The organism is Cohaesibacter sp. CAU 1516 (assembly GCF_005771485.1).
Classification (GTDB): domain Bacteria; phylum Pseudomonadota; class Alphaproteobacteria; order Rhizobiales; family Cohaesibacteraceae; genus Cohaesibacter; species Cohaesibacter intestini.
Genome location: NZ_VANT01000006.1, coordinates 128,497 through 150,169, shown reverse-complemented (window position 1 = coordinate 150,169; position 21,673 = coordinate 128,497). Strand labels below are relative to the sequence as shown.

20 protein-coding genes are annotated in these 21,673 nt (G+C 56.4%); 2 read left to right on the top strand and 18 right to left on the bottom strand.

All coding sequences use genetic code 11. The annotated features are described in order from the left end of the window. Positions 1–71: 71 nt before the first annotated feature. A complete protein-coding gene (locus tag FDK21_RS15605; RefSeq protein ID WP_210238807.1) occupies positions 72–2,774 on the bottom strand; it encodes a GGDEF and EAL domain-containing protein in 2,703 nt (900 codons plus the stop codon). A 627-nt stretch (positions 2,775–3,401) separates the two neighbouring features. On the opposite strand from FDK21_RS15605, the gene FDK21_RS15600 reads away from it, so the two are divergent. Continuing rightward, positions 3,402–3,755, top strand: a complete 354-nt coding sequence (locus FDK21_RS15600; RefSeq protein WP_138149665.1) for a cyclophilin-like fold protein — start codon at positions 3,402–3,404, stop codon at positions 3,753–3,755. A 211-nt stretch (positions 3,756–3,966) separates the two neighbouring features. On the opposite strand, the gene FDK21_RS15595 is transcribed toward FDK21_RS15600, so the two are convergent. The 5 genes from FDK21_RS15595 to FDK21_RS15575 form a co-directional block, all read right to left on the bottom strand. Then, complete coding sequence (locus tag FDK21_RS15595) at positions 3,967–4,674, bottom strand: dihydrofolate reductase family protein (protein WP_138149663.1); 708 nt, start codon at positions 4,672–4,674, stop codon at positions 3,967–3,969. Positions 4,675–4,792: 118 nt separating this feature from the next. Further along, complete coding sequence (locus FDK21_RS15590; protein WP_138149661.1) at positions 4,793–5,188, bottom strand: cupin domain-containing protein; 396 nt, start codon at positions 5,186–5,188, stop codon at positions 4,793–4,795. Between the two features lie 22 nt (positions 5,189–5,210). Next, a complete protein-coding gene (locus FDK21_RS15585) occupies positions 5,211–5,900 on the bottom strand; it encodes an NAD(P)-binding domain-containing protein (RefSeq protein WP_281405411.1) in 690 nt (229 codons plus the stop codon). A gap of 77 nt (positions 5,901–5,977) precedes the next feature. After that, entirely contained in the window at positions 5,978–6,748 is a 771-nt protein-coding gene (locus FDK21_RS15580; protein WP_138149657.1) for a carboxymuconolactone decarboxylase family protein, read from the bottom strand. A 137-nt stretch (positions 6,749–6,885) separates the two neighbouring features. Beyond that, a complete protein-coding gene (locus FDK21_RS15575; protein ID WP_114011004.1) occupies positions 6,886–7,827 on the bottom strand; it encodes a LysR family transcriptional regulator in 942 nt (313 codons plus the stop codon). Between the two features lie 397 nt (positions 7,828–8,224). Between FDK21_RS15575 and FDK21_RS15570 the strand changes: the two genes are divergently transcribed. Then, a complete protein-coding gene (locus FDK21_RS15570) occupies positions 8,225–8,968 on the top strand; it encodes an SDR family oxidoreductase (RefSeq protein ID WP_114011003.1) in 744 nt (247 codons plus the stop codon). Between the two features lie 140 nt (positions 8,969–9,108). On the opposite strand, the gene FDK21_RS15565 is transcribed toward FDK21_RS15570, so the two are convergent. The 12 genes from FDK21_RS15565 to FDK21_RS15510 all read right to left on the bottom strand — a co-directional run bounded on the left by FDK21_RS15565 (position 9,109) and on the right by FDK21_RS15510 (position 21,611). After that, positions 9,109–9,786 (bottom strand): DUF4386 domain-containing protein, encoded by a 678-nt coding sequence (locus FDK21_RS15565; RefSeq protein WP_138149655.1) that lies wholly within the window; start codon positions 9,784–9,786, stop codon positions 9,109–9,111. Between the two features lie 26 nt (positions 9,787–9,812). Then, positions 9,813–10,712, bottom strand: coding sequence for an EamA family transporter (locus FDK21_RS15560; protein WP_138149653.1), 900 nt, complete (start codon positions 10,710–10,712; stop codon positions 9,813–9,815). Between the two features lie 129 nt (positions 10,713–10,841). Further along, positions 10,842–11,483: a DsbA family protein gene (locus tag FDK21_RS15555; RefSeq protein WP_138149651.1), complete on the bottom strand. Its 642-nt coding sequence runs from the start codon at positions 11,481–11,483 to the stop codon at positions 10,842–10,844. Next, positions 11,480–12,103, bottom strand: a complete 624-nt coding sequence (gene wrbA / locus FDK21_RS15550) for an NAD(P)H:quinone oxidoreductase (RefSeq protein WP_138149649.1) — start codon at positions 12,101–12,103, stop codon at positions 11,480–11,482. Before wrbA ends, FDK21_RS15555 begins: the two co-directional genes overlap by 4 nt. A 106-nt stretch (positions 12,104–12,209) precedes the next feature. Next, positions 12,210–13,097: a LysR family transcriptional regulator gene (locus FDK21_RS15545; protein WP_138149647.1), complete on the bottom strand. Its 888-nt coding sequence runs from the start codon at positions 13,095–13,097 to the stop codon at positions 12,210–12,212. Positions 13,098–13,303: 206 nt separating this feature from the next. Continuing rightward, complete coding sequence (locus FDK21_RS15540; RefSeq protein WP_138149645.1) at positions 13,304–14,257, bottom strand: LysR substrate-binding domain-containing protein; 954 nt, start codon at positions 14,255–14,257, stop codon at positions 13,304–13,306. Further along, positions 14,254–15,162, bottom strand: coding sequence for a LysR substrate-binding domain-containing protein (locus tag FDK21_RS15535; protein WP_138149643.1), 909 nt, complete (start codon positions 15,160–15,162; stop codon positions 14,254–14,256). Before FDK21_RS15535 ends, FDK21_RS15540 begins: the two co-directional genes overlap by 4 nt. Before the next feature lie 131 nt (positions 15,163–15,293). Then, on the bottom strand, positions 15,294–16,349 hold the full coding sequence (locus FDK21_RS15530; protein ID WP_138149641.1) for an aldose epimerase family protein: 1,056 nt from the start codon (positions 16,347–16,349) through the stop codon (positions 15,294–15,296). 96 nt (positions 16,350–16,445) lie between these two features. Then, positions 16,446–18,191, bottom strand: a complete 1,746-nt coding sequence (gene dhaL, locus FDK21_RS15525) for a dihydroxyacetone kinase subunit DhaL (RefSeq protein WP_138149639.1) — start codon at positions 18,189–18,191, stop codon at positions 16,446–16,448. A gap of 1 nt (position 18,192) precedes the next feature. After that, positions 18,193–18,993: a TIM barrel protein gene (locus FDK21_RS15520; RefSeq protein ID WP_138149637.1), complete on the bottom strand. Its 801-nt coding sequence runs from the start codon at positions 18,991–18,993 to the stop codon at positions 18,193–18,195. 214 nt (positions 18,994–19,207) lie between these two features. Then, positions 19,208–20,746: a tripartite tricarboxylate transporter permease gene (locus FDK21_RS15515; protein ID WP_114011136.1), complete on the bottom strand. Its 1,539-nt coding sequence runs from the start codon at positions 20,744–20,746 to the stop codon at positions 19,208–19,210. A 10-nt stretch (positions 20,747–20,756) separates the two neighbouring features. Beyond that, positions 20,757–21,611, bottom strand: a complete 855-nt coding sequence (locus tag FDK21_RS15510; protein WP_138149635.1) for a tripartite tricarboxylate transporter TctB family protein — start codon at positions 21,609–21,611, stop codon at positions 20,757–20,759. Between the last annotated feature and the right edge of the window lie 62 nt (positions 21,612–21,673).

Sequence of the window (21,673 nt, the reverse complement as noted above, 5' to 3'; positions counted from 1 at the left end):
GTGACGGGTGCTTTTGTTGGAAGGGCCTAGATTGCTCTGCCGGGGGTGCCTGCATCCTCGGCTCCACCTGATCAACTGGCAGCGCGGTTCGCGCTATCAGTCTGATGGGGTGACTTGCCTGAAAAGAGAGAGGCAAACTCGACATATTCGTCATGTGGCAATGGTTTGGCGAAAAAGAAGCCCTGATAGTCGTCACAGCCGACGGAGTGGAGAAAATCGCGCTGCTCTTCCGTTTCAACGCCTTCCGCGATCACCGACAGTTCAAGCGTTTCACTCAACGCGACGATCATCTTGGCGATGGCGGCATCGTTCGGTTCGCAGGGTAGCGATCGGACAAAGCTCTGATCGATCTTTAATTGATCAAGAGGCAGCTTCTTGAGATAGGAGAGCGAGGAGTAGCCGGTGCCGAAATCGTCAAGCGCGAAACGGACTCCTTGTTGGCGCAACTGTTCCATCTTGGTGATTGCGTCTTCGACATTGTCCACCAGATGGCTTTCCGTAATTTCAAGCTTCAGCTTGGTGGCGGGAGCCTTGTGCTTTGCCAGCCTTGTCAGGACCTGATCGACAAAGTTGAAATGATGCAGTTGAATGGCGCTCACATTGACTGAAAGTGTCAGATCGCGCAGGTCCGGATTGTTTTGCCATTCAGCCAGGTGCTGACACGCGGTATCCAGAATCCAGTTGCCCAGCTCCGGTATCAGTCCGCAGCTTTCCGCTATGGGAATGAACTCGGCGGGCGACACATAGCCCAGTTCAGGATGCTTCCAGCGTAGCAGCGCTTCTGCGCCGGTCACCGCGCCTTGGAAACTGACCTGAGGCTGGTAGAATAGCGTCAATTCCTGCTGTTTGACGGCTGTTCGCAGATCTCGTTCCAGCCGCATCCTGTGCGACAGGTTTTCCTGAAGTGCGGGGTCATAGAAGCGCACGGCATTCCGCCCGTCCCTCTTTGCCTGATACATGGCAATGTCGGCATGCTTCAGGATGTCTTCATAGGTTTTTACTTCCGGGCCAAATGTTGCGATGCCGATGCTTGTCGTACAGCGATGTGCGACGCCGGCAAGTTGGAATGGCTGCTCAAAAGCGTCCAATATACTGAATGAGAAGATTTCTGCATCCAGAGCAGCCTCTTTGGCCGTTTGGCCATTGAGCTTCGGCATCAAGATGACGAATTCATCTCCACCGAATCTGGCGACGGTTTGCTCTTTTCCGACGCTGGCTTGCAGTCGTCTTGCGGCGGCAATGAGGAGTTCATCCCCTGCATCATGACCCAAGGTGTCATTGAGGGTCTTGAAGTTATCAAGATCGAGGAACATTACCGCTGAATAGGTGCCCTTCAGTGCATTGGCCTTCATGGCAAGCTGCAAGCGATCGATCAGCAGGGAACGGTTGGGCAAGTCGGTCAACTGGTCATGGAATGCCAATTGGCGCACTCTGTCTTCTGCCTGTTTTTGCGCCGACAGGTCATAGAAAGTGAGAATATAGTGGGTTGGATTGCCGTGTTTGTTCAAAACCGGAGAGACCGCCATCCAACGTTCAATTTTATCACCGGATTTGTTTCTGACCTGAACCTCTCTTTGCCAGCCCTGTCTGGCTTCCAAGGTTTCCCAGACTTCGGAGAATGCATTCTCTAATTCCAGAGTGTAGTCTAACAAGTCGAGAATGGGTCTGTTCAAGAGCGTGGCTTCATCAGTTTGCAGCATGTCCAGCAGCGCTGAGTTCACCTTGAGAATTGTTTTCTTCGTATCGATCACTGCCATCCCTTCGATGCTCTCGAATGCGGTGGCTGCAATTTGCAGATCCGTGTTCAGCGATTCCAGCTCAAGCGCCTTTTCGCGCGAATCTGCCTCCGCCGACTTTCTGCGCTCGATCTCTCTGGAGAGCTTGTTGTTTTTCCTTGCAAGCAACCGGCTCTGCTCTCTGATGATGCCGAACTCGGTTTTCAATCGGTTGTTCTTTATTCTCAGATGATTAATGCCGATCGTAAAGATCAGCATGAAGCAGGAAAATCCCAACAGCGGCAGAGCGAAATTGTCCGACAAGGCCCCCCCAGCAAACCCGGATGCGGGCTGCAGCATGTGCATGGATGCAGCCATATTTCTGAGCGGCACGGAAACCCCCACCATCTTGCCACGTCCTTCGGCTAGCTGGAGATCATGCAGGACTGTTTTCTTGCTATGTGCCGTCAGTATATCGGCGTTCAGATGCACGCCGTGGGAGGCAGCCACTTCATCCGAGCCTATAATGAGCTGGCCATCATCCATCACCAAATGAGCGAAGATGTCGGGTTCCGAAAGGCTGGGCTGCAGCAGATCAAGAACCTCATCAAAGGCACTGAGTGTCAGAATACAGCCTTGATAGGCGGCGCGGTGGTAAACCGGGGCGGTCGCAACGACAAAGCGATGCTCGAAGTCCAGACTGACCTTGGCTTCGAATTTTGACGTGGCCTCGCCGCAAGTTTTGCGGGATTGTGCGTGGCCCGAACTGGCTATCAGTGTGCCGTCGCGATCAATGAAAGCAAGATAGCTGAAGACGTTGTATTCGAGCGAGTTTGAGTTTCTCAGGAAGCGATTGAAACGCTGCTCGATTTCGTCAATTCTCTTTGAGAGGACCTGTTCGGTTCCGTCTTCGCTCTTTTTGCCGGTTATGTAGCTTTCAACGGAATGAGACGCCGCGATGCGCTCCCCTGTCTGCTTCAAGCGGTCAAAATGAAGTTCGACATCTTGGACCTTTTTCTGAGCCGACGTCAGAAAGCTCTGGTCTGCGAGCGACAGCATCGATTTGTGCGTTTCGTTGATATGAGACGCAACGACCGTCATGGCGATCAGAAAGATCAAGGCACCAAATACGGGCCAATAGTCCTGAACCGGTCTATAATGAAGGGGATTCATTGCTGCTTCCCATCAGTTTGCAGAAATCCATCGTGATGCAATATAGGTCCGAATGGCGTTTCATTCATTCGTTGGCATCCTTTGGCGTCCAACCGGTTGGCATGTCGCATTTGGGCATCGAACGGCTTATCAGCAGCATGGTTCGACAAGGTTCGATTCAGGTCAGCGCATTAAAATGTGCCAACTTTGTAATTAGTCGATAACAGTAAACTGCTAACTTTGGGTTTCCGTCGCCCCGTGATGCTCTGGAAACCCACAGTTTATGCCCATGGCGCTGATTGGCTGTTTCGATCAGGCTGAAGACTGCATCCATGACATTCATGCGTGCTCTTCATAAGTGTTTTGAGAGACTTTGATCTTGCCGAAAGAGGCGGGGAGCCTCATTCTCTTGACTTCTTTCCGGATGACAGGAGATGCGCTGTGATGAGATTTTTGCGCCGACAAAGGCTCCATTCTGCGCTGACGATTTTGGTTCCACTGGTCTTGTGGAGCGGACAAGGAGCGGCAGACGACATGAAGATTCAATTTGTCATTGGAGAAACCACTTTGAGGGCAACGATCGAAGACAATTCGGCCAGCAGAGATTTTCTCAAGCAATTGCCGCTGGAGGTGGAGCTGGAAGATTATGCGGGGATTGAAAAGATCTTTTATCCGCCCCAAAAGCTTGCGACGACCGACACACCAGACGGGATTGATCCAGACCCGGGCGATATCACCTATTATGCGCCATGGGGCGATGTGGCCATTTTCTATCGTGATTTCGGCTATTCACGTGGGCTTGTGCGGCTTGGTCGATTTGAGGCAGGAACCGTGGCCCAATTGTCTAAACTGGATAAAGGTCCGGTGCGCATAGAAATCGCGGAGTGAGCTGTCCGGGTTCAAAATCAATCAGGCGAGGACAGCTTTCTGCCCTCGCCTTGGCATCTTCACGCGTTGGGTTGCGCGCCTCTAGACGCTGCGCATGTCGATGAAAAAGCGGAATAACCGACCAGTTCCTGTGTCTATGCCATGCCGTCAATCATCGAACCGGCAAGGCTCCTGCGCCCAAATCCAATCATCATGAGGCGCATGGCAGGAATCATCTGTGCTTCACATGATGGCGCAGCCAAACGACCCCGTGATCGAGCCGTTCGACACCCACAAGTTCAACCAGCTGGCCTTGTGTTTCTTTCTGATGATCATAAATGGTTGGAATGCCAGATTGACCATCGAGATAGGGCACGATCAGGGTACTGGTTTCATCAATCAGGCCTTTGGCCAGAAAGGCTCCATTGAGTATGCCGCCCCCTTCGAGCAAAAGGCACTGCTTTCCAAAGGCATATGCGAGGGATTGCAGGGCTGCGGCAATATCATCTCCATCCGCGCCAGCAAACAAGACCGTTATGCCTTTGGCAGCCAATGCTGTGACGTGGTCCTGACTAACCCCGGTAGACAGAACCAACACCAAGTGACTGCCATCCACCTCATCGCTTTGTGGGCGCAGGACGCCTGTGCGATCAAAGCACACGCATAAGGGGCGGTTGCCTCTTTGCCCGATATAGGAGGTCAAAGTGGCGGAGCTGGCTGCGGGCTGCGGCGCAAGGGCAGCGGGTCCGGTCGGCAGATAGGCTTCCATTGTCTTGCGACCGACAATCCAGCCGTCTGCTTTGTATTTTTCAGCCACTTCTTCATAAAGATCAATGGCCGCTTCAGGCAGGCCTTGCCACCGGTCGGGCAACAGCCGACCATCGAGCGAACTGATCATGTGGCAAATGATTTCGGGTCTTTGAGGGGTCGTGGCTTGCATGGGGACGGATAGCTTTCGTTCGGCGCTGATGGGTCGATCAGCAGCAAGGCGGATTGCGAAACCATTGCTTCCCGGTCCGCCTTGTTTGGGTGAAACCAAGTTTGGTCTGGCGTGGTTTTTAGCCTTGATAGTCTTTGTCAGAGACGTGCTCCATCCAGGTTACCGCTGATCCCTCAACGCTTTCCTGTATTGCGATATGGCTCATGGCGGTTTCCGGTGAGGCCCCATGCCAGTGCTTTTCGCCTGCCGGGAACCAGACAATGTCGCCCTGACGGATTTCCTCGATCGGACCACCTTCACGCTGTACGCGACCGCAGCCAAAGGTGACAATCAGGGTCTGGCCTGCCGGATGGGTGTGCCAGGCGGTGCGAGCGCCGGGCTCAAAGGTCACATGGGCTCCGCCCGCGCGTCCGGGATCTTCGGCCTGAAACAGAGGATCCACACGCACCGTGCCGGTAAACCAGTCTTCTGGTCCTGCAAAGGATGGGGCGCTGCCGCCGCGAATGATTTTCATGGTCTTTCCTTTCTGTGCGGGTTCAGTCCCGCAGCTTTTCAAATCGATAGGTGAGGTTCGGTCCGCCGGTCTGCTCATAGGCCAGAACTGCCGTCACCATGGCGAAGGGTTCAACAAAGCGAGCATTGGCAAGGTCACCAAGATCGACCGGGTCAAAGCCCACCTGTTCAATGAGTTTTTTGGCCTGCCGTTTGGCTTCGGGATGATCGCCATAACAGAGGCTTTGCGGGCGTTGCTGCCGGTCTCTGCGGGCAAAGACAGCGTCAAAGCTTTCGGAAGGGGCGGTGTTGAAACAGCCGACCCAAGCCGCCTCGGGGCGGTGTTCGGCAAGATATTCTGCGCCGGACCTGTCCGTTCCGAGCACCAGCCTGCTGTCTGATGGATCGAGCGGCACACAGCAATTCAGCACGATCTTGCCTGTCATTGCACCGGTCTGCGACAGCACGTCTTCAATGCGAGACCAATGCACAGCAAGCAGGATTGCATCCGCCTGTTCAACTGCGCTGGCCACATCCGCCCACCGGGCATCAAGTCGAGCGGCCAAGGCCGCGAGCCGTTTGTCGCTCCGCGCATAAGAAAAGATGATGTCATGGCCGCACTTGGCCCAAATGGTTCCAAGGGCTGTGCCCATCCGACCAGATCCGACAATTGCGATTTTCATGCGTCCATTCCTGTGTTGCGCCCCTGTTGTGGCGCTTCTGTGGCTGGCCAGAGGTCAAATGGCCAAGGACCCGGCCATTGTCATGACAGGGTCCAGTTCGGTTTGGCCGATTGGCAGGTGGTGCTCGGTTAGTCCGTTCTGGCTTCAAATACCTTCTTGGCGACGGGCATGGCTGAGAACACTTTCGGCCAGCCCGCATAGAAAGCCAGATGAGAGAGAACCGCACCGGCTTCGCTCTTGGTCAGTCCATTGTCCATGGCTCTGTTGAGATGGAACGTCATTTGCTCGGGCTGCCCGGCAGCGATCAAGGCGGCGACGGTGATCAGGCTGCGGTCGCGCGGTGCCAGATCGGGGCGTAGCCAGAGGTCGAGAAACAGCAGTTGTTCTGTGTCGCGCACAACCCCCGCGCTGACCGAACCATATGTATCGGACACAAAGGTCTGGCGAGCGGCCTCGGCTTCCTCATTCAGTGCCAAAAGATCGACTTCGGCAGCTGGCAGATCTTCGGCTGCAATGTTGCGGGCTTCAAAGACCGGAGCGACCGCCTTGGCGGCCGCCATGGCATTGCCCCAGCTGGTGTAAAAAGCCAAATGGGTGATGGTCTCGGATAGCTCGGCCGGCTTGACGCCAACATCCAGAGCCAAGGCGGCATGATCGGCAAGTGCCTCTGCTTCATGGCGGGTCAACAGGGCTGCAAAGGTGACCAGCGCCCGGTCACGCTTGGACAAGGCTTCATCCTGCCAGACGGACCCGGCCAAGGCTTGCGCGGAATAGGCTTGCAAAGCAGGAGCAACCTTGGCGACGGCATTGGGGAAGGTCTTGGTCACGTCTTCTGCAAATGCGCTGAAAGGCATCATGGCGAAGGTGGAGGCGGCTGCAATTGTCTTGAGACTTTTCATCAATCACTATCCTTATGTAAGAGGCCTTGGATGCTGTGGGCTTCGTTCAATAAGGTGGGCATGCGGTTGGCAAACTTAATGACTGAAGATGTGATCCCAGTCATGATCAGAGCTAATTAATCTTCCTTTTTCCCGCCTTACTTGTCCCGTTGCCGCAAGGCATCGAGGACAACCTGAAAGGCTGACGAGCTGCGCAGACGGCTGGGATAGTAAAGGTGAAAGCCCGGAAAATAGGGCGAATAGTCCCCCAGGCAGATGTCCAGTCTACCCGCCTTGAGATCCGCCTGAACCAGCAATTCCGGCAGCAAGGCCAGACCATGGCCGTCCCGGCAAGCGGTATGGATCGGCATCACCGTATCAAAGCAGGCCTGTCCCTTGACCTTGATCCGCAGCTCGCGCCCGTCCTCATCCTCGAATTCCCAAGCATAGAGCGCACCATGGGTCGACAGGCGCAGATTGATGCATTCATGCTGGTCGAGATCTGTGGGGGTCTCGGGTCTGCCATATTGCGCAAAATAGTCAGGCGATCCGACGCAGACCATCCGCTCATCGGGTCCGATGCGCATGGAGATCATTCCATCGCTGACCTGTTCCCCATAACGCACCCCGGCGTCGCACTGGGCGGACGCCAGATCGGTGTAGCCATAGTCCATGACAAACTCGACTTTGACTTCGGGATTGGCTTTCAAGGCAGGGGCCAGTTTGGGCCAAAGCAGGGTCTCGATCGTATAATCTGTGGCTGCAATGCGCACGGTGCCGCTGGGCGCCCCCTGACTGTCGGTCAGGGCGATCAGGCGGTCTTCGATGGTGGTCAGGCATGGCGCCAGCGTTGCGATCAGGTCCTCGCCCTCAATGGTGGGGGCGACCGAGCGCGTTGTTCGGGTCAAAAGTCGCAGGCCAAGCCGCTCTTCCAAGGCCTTGATTGTGTGGCTCAGGGCTGACTGAGACACATTCAGCCGGGCAGCCGCCTTGGTGAAGCTGCGCTCTTCGGCAACCGCCATCAAGGCAATAAGATCGGTGATGTTGTCGCGCAGTACGCGTGACAGATCTTTTTGGTAGGTATCCTGTTTTTCCGGCATATGCTGACCAATGCTCGCTGTCAAAGCGCCTGACTGGGGTGGGGCTTCAGACAGAATGATCCTGAAGAGGAATCCATTCTATCAGGCTGTTATCACGGAATAATTGCTATGAAATGATAGCACATATGTGCAGGATTCATATATAGCCGCTGCGGGGCAGCAAATCGCCCCATTCGCGCATCACCCTGCATGTGCGAGGGGGAGGATATTTATCGTAGATCGGCGAGCCATTGATGAGTGTTGATCATGAGTGTTTGTGGAAACAGCCCCATAAACAGGCGGTCGATGTGCCATTATATTGGAAGCAACGCAAACGGGTCGTTTCTGTTTGCCGCATGTCTGTATCAAACGCACAGCATCGTCTGTTCGCTGGTTTGAGAATATGAGGAGAGAGATCATGATCAAGGATAAAGTCGTCATCATCACCGGCGCATCGTCCGGTATCGGCGAAGCGTCAGCCAAGTTGCTGGCCAGCAAAGGCGCGAAAATCGTTCTGGGTGCCCGCCGTGAAGACAAGCTCAAGCAGATTGCCGAAGACATCTCCAAAGCCGGAGGTAACGCGGTTTATCAGGTTCTGGATGTGACCGATAAGGCCCAGAATGAAGCCATCGTGGCGCTTGCCAAGGACACTTATGGCAAGGTCGATGCGATCTTCCTGAATGCCGGTGTCATGCCAGCCTCCAACGTCTCGGCTCTCAAGACCGATGAGTGGGACCAGATGGTTGATGTGAATATCAAAGGTGTGCTGAACGGTGTTGCCGCTGTTCTGCCAACCTTCACCGAGCAAAAATCAGGCCATGTTCTGGCAACATCTTCCGTTGCTGGCCTCAAAGCCTATCCAAGCAATGGCGTTTATTGCGGCACCAAATGGTTCGTCAAATCCTTCATGGAAGTTGTGCGCATGGAATCCGCAATGGAAGGCACCAACATCCGCACTGCAACCATCTATCCGGCTGCGATCAACACCGAGCTGCTTGATACGATCTCCGACAAAGCGACCGCTGAAGCCTATCAGGGTATGTATGATACCTATGGAATTTCTGCTGATCGCATTGCGGACATCGTTGCGTTCGCTCTGGATCTGCCGGAAGACACCACGATCAACGAATTCACCGTTGGCCCAGCAAACCAGCCTTGGTAACGCACACCAAGTGACCGATCAGAGGAGGTAGGCCACGCTCCGTTGGCCTGCCTCCTCTGTTTGTAATGGGTTTGATCTTCGCACTCCTGGGCCGCCCGCCCAGGGCACAATCGAATGATCTTTCAGCCAATCTCGCGTGCTTAAGGCCTCTTCTTCTGGAACAGCAAACGCAGGCAGAAGGCCGTCTCGGCGAGGATTGTCACCAGATAGACCGGAGTGAAGGGCGTCGACCATTCGGGCGCGAAGAAGCGCAGCCCACTGCCGACCAGATAGACACCACCGGCGGCGGCGAGGCCCAGTGCGAAAATTCTGGCAAACTGCCCGGATCGCCAAACAAGCACTGCCATGAAAAGGCTGTTGACGCCAAAGAAAATCAACCCCAAATCGTAGCCATGGGCATGAAGATCCAGAAATATCAAGGCAAGAGGCGCCGCGTTTGTCAGGTCATCGCCCTTGGTTAAAATCAGCCATGCGGTCAACAATGCCATCACGCTGACCGCAATCAGCACGGTCTGGATCAATCGCAATATCATAGTCAGCAAGGCAAGAGCCGGTGCCATGGGGCAAAAGATCAAATAGAACAGGACTGCCAATCCGGCATCACAAAGTGCCATAAGGATGTCGGCGGCAATGGCCAGCCGGAATTGTCCCGGTGCCCCGAGGATCGCGGCGGCTGTGCCATCGGCATCTGCCAGATCGATCAAGGGGGCACGCAGACCAAGCTCTCCGCCCAGTCCCGTCAGGATCACCACCAGATAGAGCAAGCCGGCCAATTTGATCTTGGCGATCATATCCGGAGTGGGAGTGAGAAGAGACATCGCAATCTTCCTTTCGGGGATAGACATCAGGCGGTCTCGGGGCGCTCACAAACCGGGGGCAGGGCCGTTTTTGTCGGCGGCGGGCGGTTTGCCCGTTGGCCCGCCCAGACAGAGCCGATGATAATCACGGCACCTGCAATCTGCATCGGACTCAGGGACTGACCGAGCAGCCCCCAGCCAAGCAGCACCGCCGTCAACGGACTCATCATGCCAAGCATCGAGACCGCGCCGGGTTCGATCCGAGCGACTCCTCGAAACCAGATCGCATAGGTCAAGGCTGCCCCGATCAGTCCCAACCAGACAAATCCAGCAAGATTCAAGGCGGTCAGAGGTGGCAGGGCCGGTTCAAACACCAAGGCAAGCGGCATCAAAATCAAACCACCTGCTGTCAGTTGCCAGGCTGTGAAACTGAGCGCGGAAACCGGCGGCTGCCATTTGCGACTGAGGACCGTGCCCGCAGCCATCGAGGCTGCACCACCAATCCCTGCCGCGACCCCAATCGGATCAAGGCTTGCATCAGGGCCAATGAGAAGCAGGGCCACACCGAAGACACCCGTTGCGGCGGCAGCCACCGCGCTTGAACGGATGGGGGTTCCAAGCCAGCCACGCGCCATGAAAATGACGATCATCGCCTGCAGAGCACCAAGCGTTGCCGCCACTCCGCCGGGCAGGCGATAAGCCGCCACGAAGAGAAGAACCCAGAAAAGCGAGAAATTGAAACTGCCCAACAGGAAGGTTCGCCCCAACCAGTGACGGGGAGGCAGCGAACGGGTGATGGCAATCAGCATCAAGCCCGCAGGCAGTGCCCTCAAAGCTGCGACGGTGATCGGATAGCCGTCTGGCAGCATTTCGGTGGTCACCAGATAGGTGCTGCCCCAGATGGCCGGGGCGAGCGCCGTTAGAAAAATGTCAGTTGTTCGTGACATGGCTCTCATCTTCTTGTCGGTGGCTCATCTGAGCAGGTGAAAGGGCAGGCCACGACGGGACAGTCTTTGCGGGCCCTGAGGGTGAAATTTGCGGCGGCCAAAGAGGGAAAGTAACAATAGAACCTCCTGTCAAGCAACTGATCGAAGCGCGGTGCGCAATTGAGCGGCCAGATCGTCGCGCGGCCCATTGACGAGGCGGGCACCGGTTTCGCGGACAATCAGGGTCGGTACAGACTGGACCTGAAGGCGACGGGCCTGTTGCCGGTCGGCTTCAACAGCCTTTAGGGTGGACGGATCTTCAAGCTGGCCGATGAAAGCCGGTATATCGAGTTCGAGCGTGCGAGCTGCCTGTATCACCGTGTCTGGATCAGCGATGTTTCGCGCCTCTGAGAGATGGGCCCGCTGGAGCCGGTCAAACATGTCCCAATGGGCCGTCTGTCCGCCAAGGCGTTCGGCAGCCTTGCAGCCAAGCGCTGCGGTCATGCCGTGCGGATAGTCGAAGGGTGCTGACCGCATCGCCTCGATATCAACTTGGTCGGGTTGATCGCTGACATTGCGACAAACCGACCAATGGCCGAGGATCGTCTCACGGGCCTTTTCCGGCGACCCCCATCTTTGTGCCATTTCTGCCCGACTGGCTTGCAGGACAAAGGTTTTGTGTTGAACCGTCAGGTCGAACTCGGCGGCAAGCGAGCGCATCCGCGAGGAAATGTTGAAGCACCAGCAGCAGACAACATCATGAAAGAAATCAATGGTGAGCGAGGACGTCATGCAGCCTCCTCAGCAAGATTGGCTCCGGCCAAGGCTCGGGCGATCCGGGCCACATGGGCACCTTGAAAACGGGCTCCGGCCAAATCGATGGCGGACGGTGCGCGCGATCCGTCGCCGCCAGCAATGGTGCCTGCCCCATAGGGGGCGCCGCCGATAATCTCGTCGGCCGTCGTTTGCCCAGCAAAACTGTAGGGCATGCCTGCAATCAGCATGCCGAAATGCTGAAGCGGAATTTGCGTCGAGAGCAGCGTTGCCTCATGGCCACCATGCTGCGAGCCGGTTGACGCAAACACCGCACCAACCTTGCCCACCAAGGCGTTGCGGGCCCAAAGTCCACCTGCCTGATCAAGGAAGGTTTTCATTTGTCCGGCCATCATGCCGAACTGGGTCGGTGTGCCGAAAATGATGGCATCATACTGTTCAAGGTCGGCAGGACTGGCGACCGGGGTATCGTCTTCGACGAATCCTGCTTGTTGACGGATTGCATCGGGCACGGTTTCGGGGACACGGCGCACATCGACCTGTGTGCCCGGCACATTGCGGGCGCCTTCAGCCTCGGCCTCGGCAAGGGTGCGGACATGGCCATAGCTGGAGTAATAAAGAACAAGAATATTGGTCATGGGATCCTCTCGGGGGTTGGGTTTCCATGCCCGAGAGAATGGGGGAGGAGCCGGGTTGGAAAAACCGACCCTGTGTCACTTCATTCTTTACGCCTGTTGAAGAATGCTAAGATTGCAACGCGGCCCGGAGATGATCGAGAAATGCCGTCACCCGAGCATCCATGCCCAGCCTTGAAGCCGTCACTGCATAAATCTCCGGTGCTGGAAGCTCCCAATCTGGCAGGACACGGACCAGTGCGCCCGTCGCTTCAGCGTCTTTGGAGACAAAGTCCGGTAAGGTTCCCATCCCTGCGCCCGCGATCAAAAGATCACGCAAGACCAAACTGTTGCCCACACGCACAGGCGGGTCGAGATCGACGCTGGCCTGACCCGATGGTCCATGCAGGGCCCAATTGGTCAAATGATCGGCCAGCAGGAAGCCGATGATCCGATGTTGCCTGATGTCTTGGGGGGTGGCTGGGGTGCCCATCTTTCGCAAATAGGCAGGTGCCGCAAAGATTCGCTGATGCATCGTGCCGATCTTGCGGGCCACGAGCGCGGAATCCGGCATGACGGAACGGATGCGGATCGACACATCGAACCCTCCCTCGACCATGTCCACCACCCGATCATCCATCGACATGGTCAGACGCAAGTCTGGATAGGCTTCAAGAAATGCCGGAAGCATCGGCGCAATGACCGTTTGCCCGAAGGAACTAGATGCATTGACCTTGAGATGTCCGCGTATCGCGCCTGCCCCCTCACGAATACGGGTCTCGGTCTGGGCCACCGCATCAAGAATGCCGCTTGCCTCGTCGTAATAGAGACGACCGGCATCCGTGAGCGACATGGAACGGGTGGTTCGCGTGAGGAGCGTGGTCCCCAGACTTTCCTCAAGCAACTTGATTTCACGACTGAGAAGAGCGGGCGAGACACCAATATCCTCTGCGGCGCGGGCAAAGCTGCCGCGCTCGACGATGCGGCGAAAGGCGTGCATGACGGAAAGCTTGTCCATTCGGGTTCCCGATCTCTCCCAGAGTCCTGCCCTTTTCGGCATGGCTTGTTAATTCGTGCCGACGATGGTGGATTCAGTGTTCGGCAATGTATACCGGAAGTTGGACAATGTTGCCATTCCTCGCTGCCTCTGATGTGCTGTCGGAGTGTCTTGGTCCGCATCTTGGGTGGTGGGGCGCTCCCTAACATTCCTTCACACCAGTGCGGTCATTCCAGCGTATGAATGCGGAACATCTGGTCTTGCAACTCGGTGAGAGCCGCCTTGTCACGGGCGACTTCCTCCAGCAGCCAGGCGCGGAACTCATGGACAGGGCGCCGAGACAGATGATGGCTCGGACAGATCATCCAATAGGAGGCATTGCGGACTGGTTTGAGCATCGGAAAGAGCGGCCGCAGGCTTCCATCGACAATCGCATCATGGGTCAATGTGGTGCTTTCCAACGTCACGCCAAGCCCTTCCTGAGCCATGAAAATAGCCATCGCCGAGCGGTCAAATTGCTGTATCCGTGCCGCATTGTCGACATTGAGACCATTTTCGACCATCCAGCGTTCCCAAGACACGTCCGATTTGACCGACTGGATTAGGCTAATGGATTGCAACACCTCGACAGGGTCCCGATAGGCGAAATGGCTATAGATTTCCTGATTGCACAAAGGCAGCACGGTGTCTTCAACAAGCAATTGCGAGGATTGTCGGTCTATGGTTTCACGCCCATAGCGGATTTCGATATCGACCTGTTCCTTGTCGAAATCGGTCAACTCGGATGTGGCATCAACGCGAATGTCGATGTCTGGATTGGCGCGAATGAAATCAGGCAGCCGCTTGGTCAGCCACAAGGTTCCGAATGATGGTGCCACACGCACCATCAACGGGCGTTGCTGCATGCGCCGCGAGATCTGGCGTTCGGTTCTGCGAATGATGGATAGGGCTTCGGAGGTGGCCTTGAACAGGCGTTCTCCGTCTTCGGTCAGAACCAGATTGCGCTTCACCCGGCGAAACAGGGCAATGCCCAGCGAATTTTCGAGCAACTTGATCTGCTGGCTGATTGCGGAGGAGGAAACCGATAATTCTTCGGACGCCCGCGTCAGGGTTCTAAGACGCGCCACGGCTTCGAAATAGACAATGGCCTTGAGCGGCAGGCGCGAACTGAGATGCATCATGATGCCTCACTCCCATCGTCAATGCCCAGTTCTGCTAGTATCCAGCTTTTGAAGGCTTCGACCTTGGGCAACCGGGTTCTGGACTGGACGAAATTCAAACTATGACCTTGAACCGTATAGCCAGCGAGCCCGAAGGGCGCGACAAGTCGCTTGCTTTTCAGTTCATTCTGCACGTGAAGGTGGCTTTCAAGGATTGCGCCCTGTCCGTCGACGGCCGCATCGATGGCCATGAAGGAGGAATCAAATCGCAAACCCTTTTCATCAAACAGATCGGACAAGCCTTCTGCCTTGAACCAGTCGTTCCAGCTGAACAGATTGAGTTCCGAATGGATCAGGGACTGTCGGGCCATATCGATTGGTGCCCGGATCGGAACATCGCCGTTCAACAGTTCTGGTGCGCAAAGGACCAGCATGGTTTCTGGCGGGAAAGCGATGCGTCGCACGCCCGGTTGCGAGGGAAAGTGCCCAAAACGAATGTCAAAATCAGCTTCGATGGACAGCAAATTAATCGGGTTGGGCGTTGCATTCAGTCGCACATCCAGATCCGGATTGGCATTGCAGAATTGTTTGAGTCTTGGCATCAGCCACTGCTTTGCCAGACTGGGGGCGCAATGAATGGTCAGAATGTCAAATCGTGTGGTGCGCCCGATGGCGACCGAGGCAGCCTCAAGTTCGCTGAAGCCCCGCCCGACCCTGTCCGCAAATGCCTTGCCAAGATCGGTGAGGACAATCGTGCGATTGATGCGCTCAAACAACATCACGCCAAGTTCCACTTCCAAGGCCCGGATCTGATGACTGACGGCCGACGGCGATACGCTCATTTCCTCGGCCGCAGCCGAAAAGGAGCCAAGCCGGGCGGCAGCATCAAAGGCCTGAAGTGCTTTGAGAGACGGAAGCTTGCGCATGGTCTTTTATCGTCCCGCGGGATCTTGTCTGGTCGAGTGCGCCCTCACTATAGACGTGATGTCTGGCTATGTCTTACGATTTGGGTGCAAAATGGATGATCGAATGGGCTGGCGCTTGCCCTATCCCGATCCTAAGTTCGGTTGCCGGGAGAAAACTGATATTCGATGCGATGCTGGTAGCGCGTGTTCCGATCGATCAGTCGAGCGGGAAAGGCGGGCTGGTTGATGGCATTGACATAGCCTTTGGGCTCCAGACACAGGCCGGAAAAGGGAGGATAGATCGCCCCGCCCTTGCCCCTGACCCCATCCAGATTGTGCCCATTGTAGAAATGTAGGGTCAGCTCGTTTGACCATATTTCGAGCGCCCGGCCACCGGCTTCGAGCCGTGCCATGCGCCGGGTGGCAGTCGGTTGCGATGTCAGCGAGCGATCCGGAATGTAGGAGTGATTGAAAGCCAGACCGTGGTCCACCATTTCGCGCAGCGAATGTCGGCCATCAAGGGCGAGCCCCATGTCCGAGAGGGGAAGCCGGCGACCGGTGGGCACGCGATCTGCGCCTTGCTCCAGACCATGATCGGCAAAGATATCCAGCCGGTGATCTGCAATCGACCCTGTGTCATGGCCCAGAAGATTGAAATAGCTGTGGGCGGTCAGGTTGATTGGCGTGAGGCCGTCGGCTGCTGCCTCAAAGGTCAGCGACAGGCAATTGTCATTGTCCAGTTGATAGTGCGCTGTCACGTCAACCGAATGGGGAAATCCTTCTTCCCCGTCGCCATCCAACAGCCCCAGGGTGATGGCGACGCTATCGGTCATTTCTTGCGATGATAGAAGGCGCCAGACCCGGCGATGATAGCCAAATCGGCCACCATGCACACAGTGTCTCGCCTCATGGGCATTGGCATCAACCCGGACTGTCTCGCCATTCAGGTGGAACTGTGCTCCTTCGATGCGATTGGCCACCCGCCCGATCAGGGCGCCAAAATAATGCTGGTCTCGCACATAGGATGGCAAATCATCAAAGCCGAGCACAATGTCGGCAATGTCCCCCTTGTTATCGGGCACCAGAAGGGAGGTGATGATACCGCCAAGCTCGAGGATCTCCACCGACATGCCATGGTCGTTTTCTAGCCTTATCTTGCGCACCGGCTGATTGTAGAAATGGCCGAAACCGTCATATGCGATCTTCATGATAAGCTCTTTGCAGAAGCCACGGGCAAGTATTGCCCAAAGGGTCGTATCAGCTCCCTGATGGGGGCGTCAGGGAGCTGATTGCGGGGACAGGCATCACGTCGCCTGACGGATTGATTGTGTCAGGGCGACCAGCATCAGGTGGGCGGATGCCGCGCCGGGATCCATATGACCAATGGATCTTGCGCCCAGCTTCTTGGAGCGTCCGCGTTTGCTTTCAATCCCGGCTGTGTAATCGCGTCCTTCCTTTGCCCCTTTGCAGGCGGCTTCCAGACATGCCATTAGATCGCCGCCATTGCGCAGCGCTGTTTGCGCCTGCGCAACCGCCGGGATCCAAGCGTCGATCATCGTCTTGTCACCGGCAGCCGCCCCACCGCGCGACAGAATGCCCGTGCTGATGCCTTCGATCCAGGCCACCATGCCGGTGGCATCCAGATTCAATCGATCCTCGACCTTCACCGCAGCCGCTTTGAAGGCACTGGCATAAAGAGGCCCGGTGGATGCGCCCACCGCGTTCAGAAACGCCCGTGCCATCCGGTTGGAAATGTCGGTGATCGTCTCGTCGCCACTGTCCGCAAGGGCCTGCTTGACGGCAGTCCAGCCGATATCCATGGTAACGCCATGGTCTCCGTCGCCAATCACCCCGTCGAGCTTTGACAGCCAGTCGCGATTTTCAGCTATGGCAGCCGCTACGGACAGCATGGCATCGCGGAAAATAACCGGGGTGACCGGGCCCTTGGTGATCAGCTTGGACCGATCAATCGCTGTGAACCCGGCTACGGCTTCAGACGCTCTAGGGGTGTGTTTGCCTTGTGGGGCCAAGGCACCGGCAACGGTCAGGCAAGGGGCCTGACACGGAGCGGAAAGCAGGCTTTTCAACTCGTCATCCATCTTCATCAAAGAGATCGATGCACCAGCCATTTCGAGCGAGGTGGCATATTCTCCGACCCAGCTGCGATAGATCGAAATACCCAGCTCTTCAAGACGCTTGGCAACCCGGCGATGAAGGATGAAGAGCTCCAACTGACCCGTTGCGCCCAGTCCATTGACCAGAACCGAAACGCTATCGCCGCGTTCGAGTTGCATCTCGGCAAGGATGGTGTCGAGCAATTCGTCGGTGACCTCATCGGCCTTTTTGAGTTTGCCGCGCCGCATGCCCGGCTCGCCATGGACCCCCATGCCGATTTCCATTTCATCATGGCCGATGTCGAAATTGGGCTTGCCAGTCTGGGGCAAGGAGCAGGCGGTCAACGCCACGCCCATCGAGCGGGTGTTGGCGAGGGCATGCCGTCCGATGGCCTCGCATGCCTCAAGGTTGCTGCCTTGTTCAGCGGCGGCACCTGCCACCTTGAAGACAAAAAAGTTGCCTGCCACGCCGCGCCGCTCTTGCATCCGGTCAGCGGGGGCGCTGGCAACGTCATCATGGATCGCGATGGAGCGTGCAGGGATGCCGCTGGCCTCGCATTCCTCAACGGCCATGTCAAAGTTGAGAACATCGCCGGTATAGTTGCCATAAAGGAACAAGACACCCGCTCCCCCATCCACGGCTCTGGCTGCATCCATGATATGGTCCGGGCTTGGGGAGGCAAAGACATTGCCCACCGCCGCCGCATCGGCCAGACCGCGTCCCACATAGCCTGCAAACATCGGCTCATGGCCTGAGCCACCACCGACAACGATGCCAACCTTGTCATCGCGCGGACCGTTGATGGCGACCACAGCACGTCCGGTCGCACCTTCCACACGCAGCCTGTCGGGATAGGCCAGTATCATGCCTTCAATGGCTTCGGCGATAATGCCTTCAGGCTCATTGATGAGTTTCTTTGTCCTGATATCGCTCATGTCATCGTCCTCCTAAAACCTTCTTGGCTTCCGCCACCGTCTGGTCGAGCCACTGCCGTTCGCTGGCTGCCATGTCATAGGGCAGCCAGTGTTCGAGCAGCACGCTCATGTCGGGATCGCAATGGGACAATTGGTCGAGAATCCATGCAATGGGCGCTCGCCCCTGTCCAAGCGGCACCCCTTGAATGGTGAAGCCCACGCCGTGCTCATCCGGGATGATGACATAATCCTTGAGGTGAAAATTGATGGTATAGGGGGCCAGCAGCTGGACGGTTTCCTCTGGCCATTCGCCCGCACAGATGGAATTGGCGACGTCGAGGCAAACCCCGAGGGTGTCGTCATTGGCCACCTCCAGAACCTCAACCATCCTTGGCGAGGGAAAGTTGAAGTGATTTTCAATCGCAATGCGGATCCCGGCCTTGCGTGCGGTATCCAGCAAGGGGCGCATCTGGTCCACAAGATCAGACACCGGCATCTTCGCGTCATCGGCATCCAGAGCGACACGCATGATGCGGGCATGGAGGCGTTGGCCAATCGCCAGATAGCGTTCGATTTCCTCCGCATGGAAACTCTGGGTTCCAAGTTCAAGCGCAATGCCTTTTTGCTGGGCTTGCTCATAGAGGCGATGGTGCTCTGCCTCGCTGAGGCGGTCCAGAGGCATGTTGTCGGCATATTGGACAACGCCCAGTCCGTACTCACTCGCAGCTTGCAGAACATCAAAGGCTGTCATGGGGTGTGCGGGAACGCGGTCCTTGATCCCGATTGACCAGCGGAAGGCGTAGCTACCAAGTCCAAGTTTCACTGGTATCTCCTGTTTCTAAGCCTGCTTTTTGCAGCAGCTGTCAAACCATCTCAGGCATGGTTTGAGGATTGCATCTGTCTTTGTTCCGCCTAACGCAGGCCGCATGGAGCCTGTGCCGTTCCGAAAGGACGGTGCGCTGACGGCTTTTCAAGGTTTGGATAGGAAGAGCGCCTTCACACGCTCTTCCTTGGGGTGCGGCTTGTTCCTTTGAAGGTCAGGCTGCTCCCTTGCGCGACAAGATCGACTTCAATGCTCCGAACAGAGACCGGATTGCCTTGTTGACGAACGGGATCTGACTGCAAACGATGCTGAGAATGATCAGCACCAGAATGAGCGAGATGGGGCGCTGAACCAGTGGCCAGAGGCTGCCATCCGTCGTCTTCAGTCCGGTTCTGAGGGCCGTGTCGGCCATTGGGCCAAGAATGACCCCAATCACCAAAGGTGCGATGGGAAGCTGAAGCTTGATGAAGAAGTAGGAGATGATGCCGATGATGCCCATCAGATACAGGTTGAAGACATGCAGACCGAGTGCGAAGGAGCCGATCACACAAAGCACAGCAATCAGTGGCATGAACAGGGATTGCGGCACGCGCAGGATGTGAATGACCTGTTTGGACAGGATCATGCCGCAGATGAACATCGCAATGCCTGCCGCAAACAGGATGGCGGTGACCTGTGGCACAAAATCGGGATTCTGCTTGAGCAGCATGGGGCCGGGGGCCACATTGTGCAGCATCAGGGCGCCCAGCAGCATGACCGCTGGCGGAGAGCCGGGGATGCCGAGGCTCAACAGCGGGATCATCGCCCCACCGACGCAGGCCTGATTGGCAACCGAGGTGGAAATCACGCCTTCCGGTGCGCCTTTGCCGAACTTTTCAGGTTCCTTGCTGCTTTTGCGGGAAAAACCATAGGCCACCCATGCAGCAATATCCTCGCCGATGCCGGGCACCGCACCAATGCCGACCCCGGTCAGGGCGGAGGTGATGATGTTGCGGCCATTCTTGAGCATTGTGCTGAAATCTGGCAACAGGCGACCCAGCTTCGTGCCGCTCATGTTGCCCAGTTTGAGCTTGGATTCCAGAACCATCATGATTTGCGGAATGCCGAAGGCCCCGATCAGCACCGGCACCACGTCAATGCCATTGTCCAGATCATGCATGCCAAAGGTAAAGCGCGGATACATCTGGATGTGATCCTGACCAATGGTTGACAGCCAGATGCCGAACAGGCCGGCGATCCAGCCCTTGATGGCCAGATCCGGGGAGGTCAGGCTGCCTGAAATCAGAATGCCGAACAGGGCCAGCAGGAAATACTCGTATGAGGTGAATTGCAGGGCGACCTGTGCGATCATCGGGGAGAGCAGGGCCACAAAGACCATTCCTGTCAGAGAGCCGATCAGGGATGAAGTCGTGGCAAGGCCAAAGGCGCGCCCCGCTTGCCCTTGCCGGGCCATCGGATAGCCATCCATTGCAGTTGCTGCGGAGGCGGCGGTGCCGGGAATGTTGATCAGGATCGCGGTATACATGCCGCCATAGACTCCGCCGACATAAATGGCGAGCAGCGCCACGAGCGCGGTCTCATGGTCAAGGCCATAGGTCAGGGTCGTCAGCAGTGCGACGCCCAAAGTGGCCGTCAGGCCCGGCATGGCGCCAAAGACAATGCCCAGAAAGGTGCTGCCGATCAGAATGAGCAGCAAGGTTGGCGACAGGAATATATCCAACAGAGTCGCGCCGAAAATCGGTAGAATATCCATCAGAACCTCCTCAGAATGCATTCTCTAGCGCATCAAGTTGATCAGCGGAGAGATTGCCATCCTCGACTTCTTTGACCGGCGCGAGATAGGTGTAATAGGTGTGGTTGAAGACCTGTTCGACGACCAGCCCTTCCTTTGGCATCGGCACCAGCAGGAAATAGCGGAAGGCAGGCACCAGAATTGAGGGAAACAGCAGCGCCACCAGAATGACGGTGCGCACCTTGCGGCTCGCGGCCCCTTTGCTCTGGTGTGCATAGTGGGCGAGCATCAGGATGAGCAGCAAGGCGGCGGCGACCAGTATGAAGTCCGTCGCATAGTCATACTGCGCGTTAATCACCTTATCGAGGCCACTGAAAAAGACAGTCAGGCAAAGCAGGATGATGCCGTAATAGACGGCAATCAGTTTGCGCGAAAGCTTGTCGTCTTCCAGATAATAGAGGCTGATATAGAAGAGCAGGAAAACAAAGGAGCCCAGAAAGAAGTCGAACCAGGTGATAAAGACGAAAATGTAGCTCAGGATACCGCCGCCTGACAGAAGGAAGCCGGTCGGATTGACATCGGCAAAATGCTGCTGGAACAGCTTGCGGCCCCCTTCTCTGGCACTTTTGAGGAAAACCGTGATCCCCGCCAGAAAAAGGCAACAGCCAATGAAGAGCGGCAACAGGCCCGGTGATTCATACCAGACAGTGGTCACCCCGCCGACATTGCCCGAAAAGGGCATGGTCAGCGAATTGGCAATGACAAAGATGGAAAAAATGAGAACGACGATTGAAAACACGAAGTCCCAACCGATCAACCGCTCTGCTTCCAGTTTCTCCTGCTCGCTCGGATCGAGCTGAGGCGAAGTCTCGCTTGGATTGGACATGATCATCTCCCCGCCAGTATTTCATCTGGTCCTTGCCGCTTGATGGTCTGCGGCTGCACACA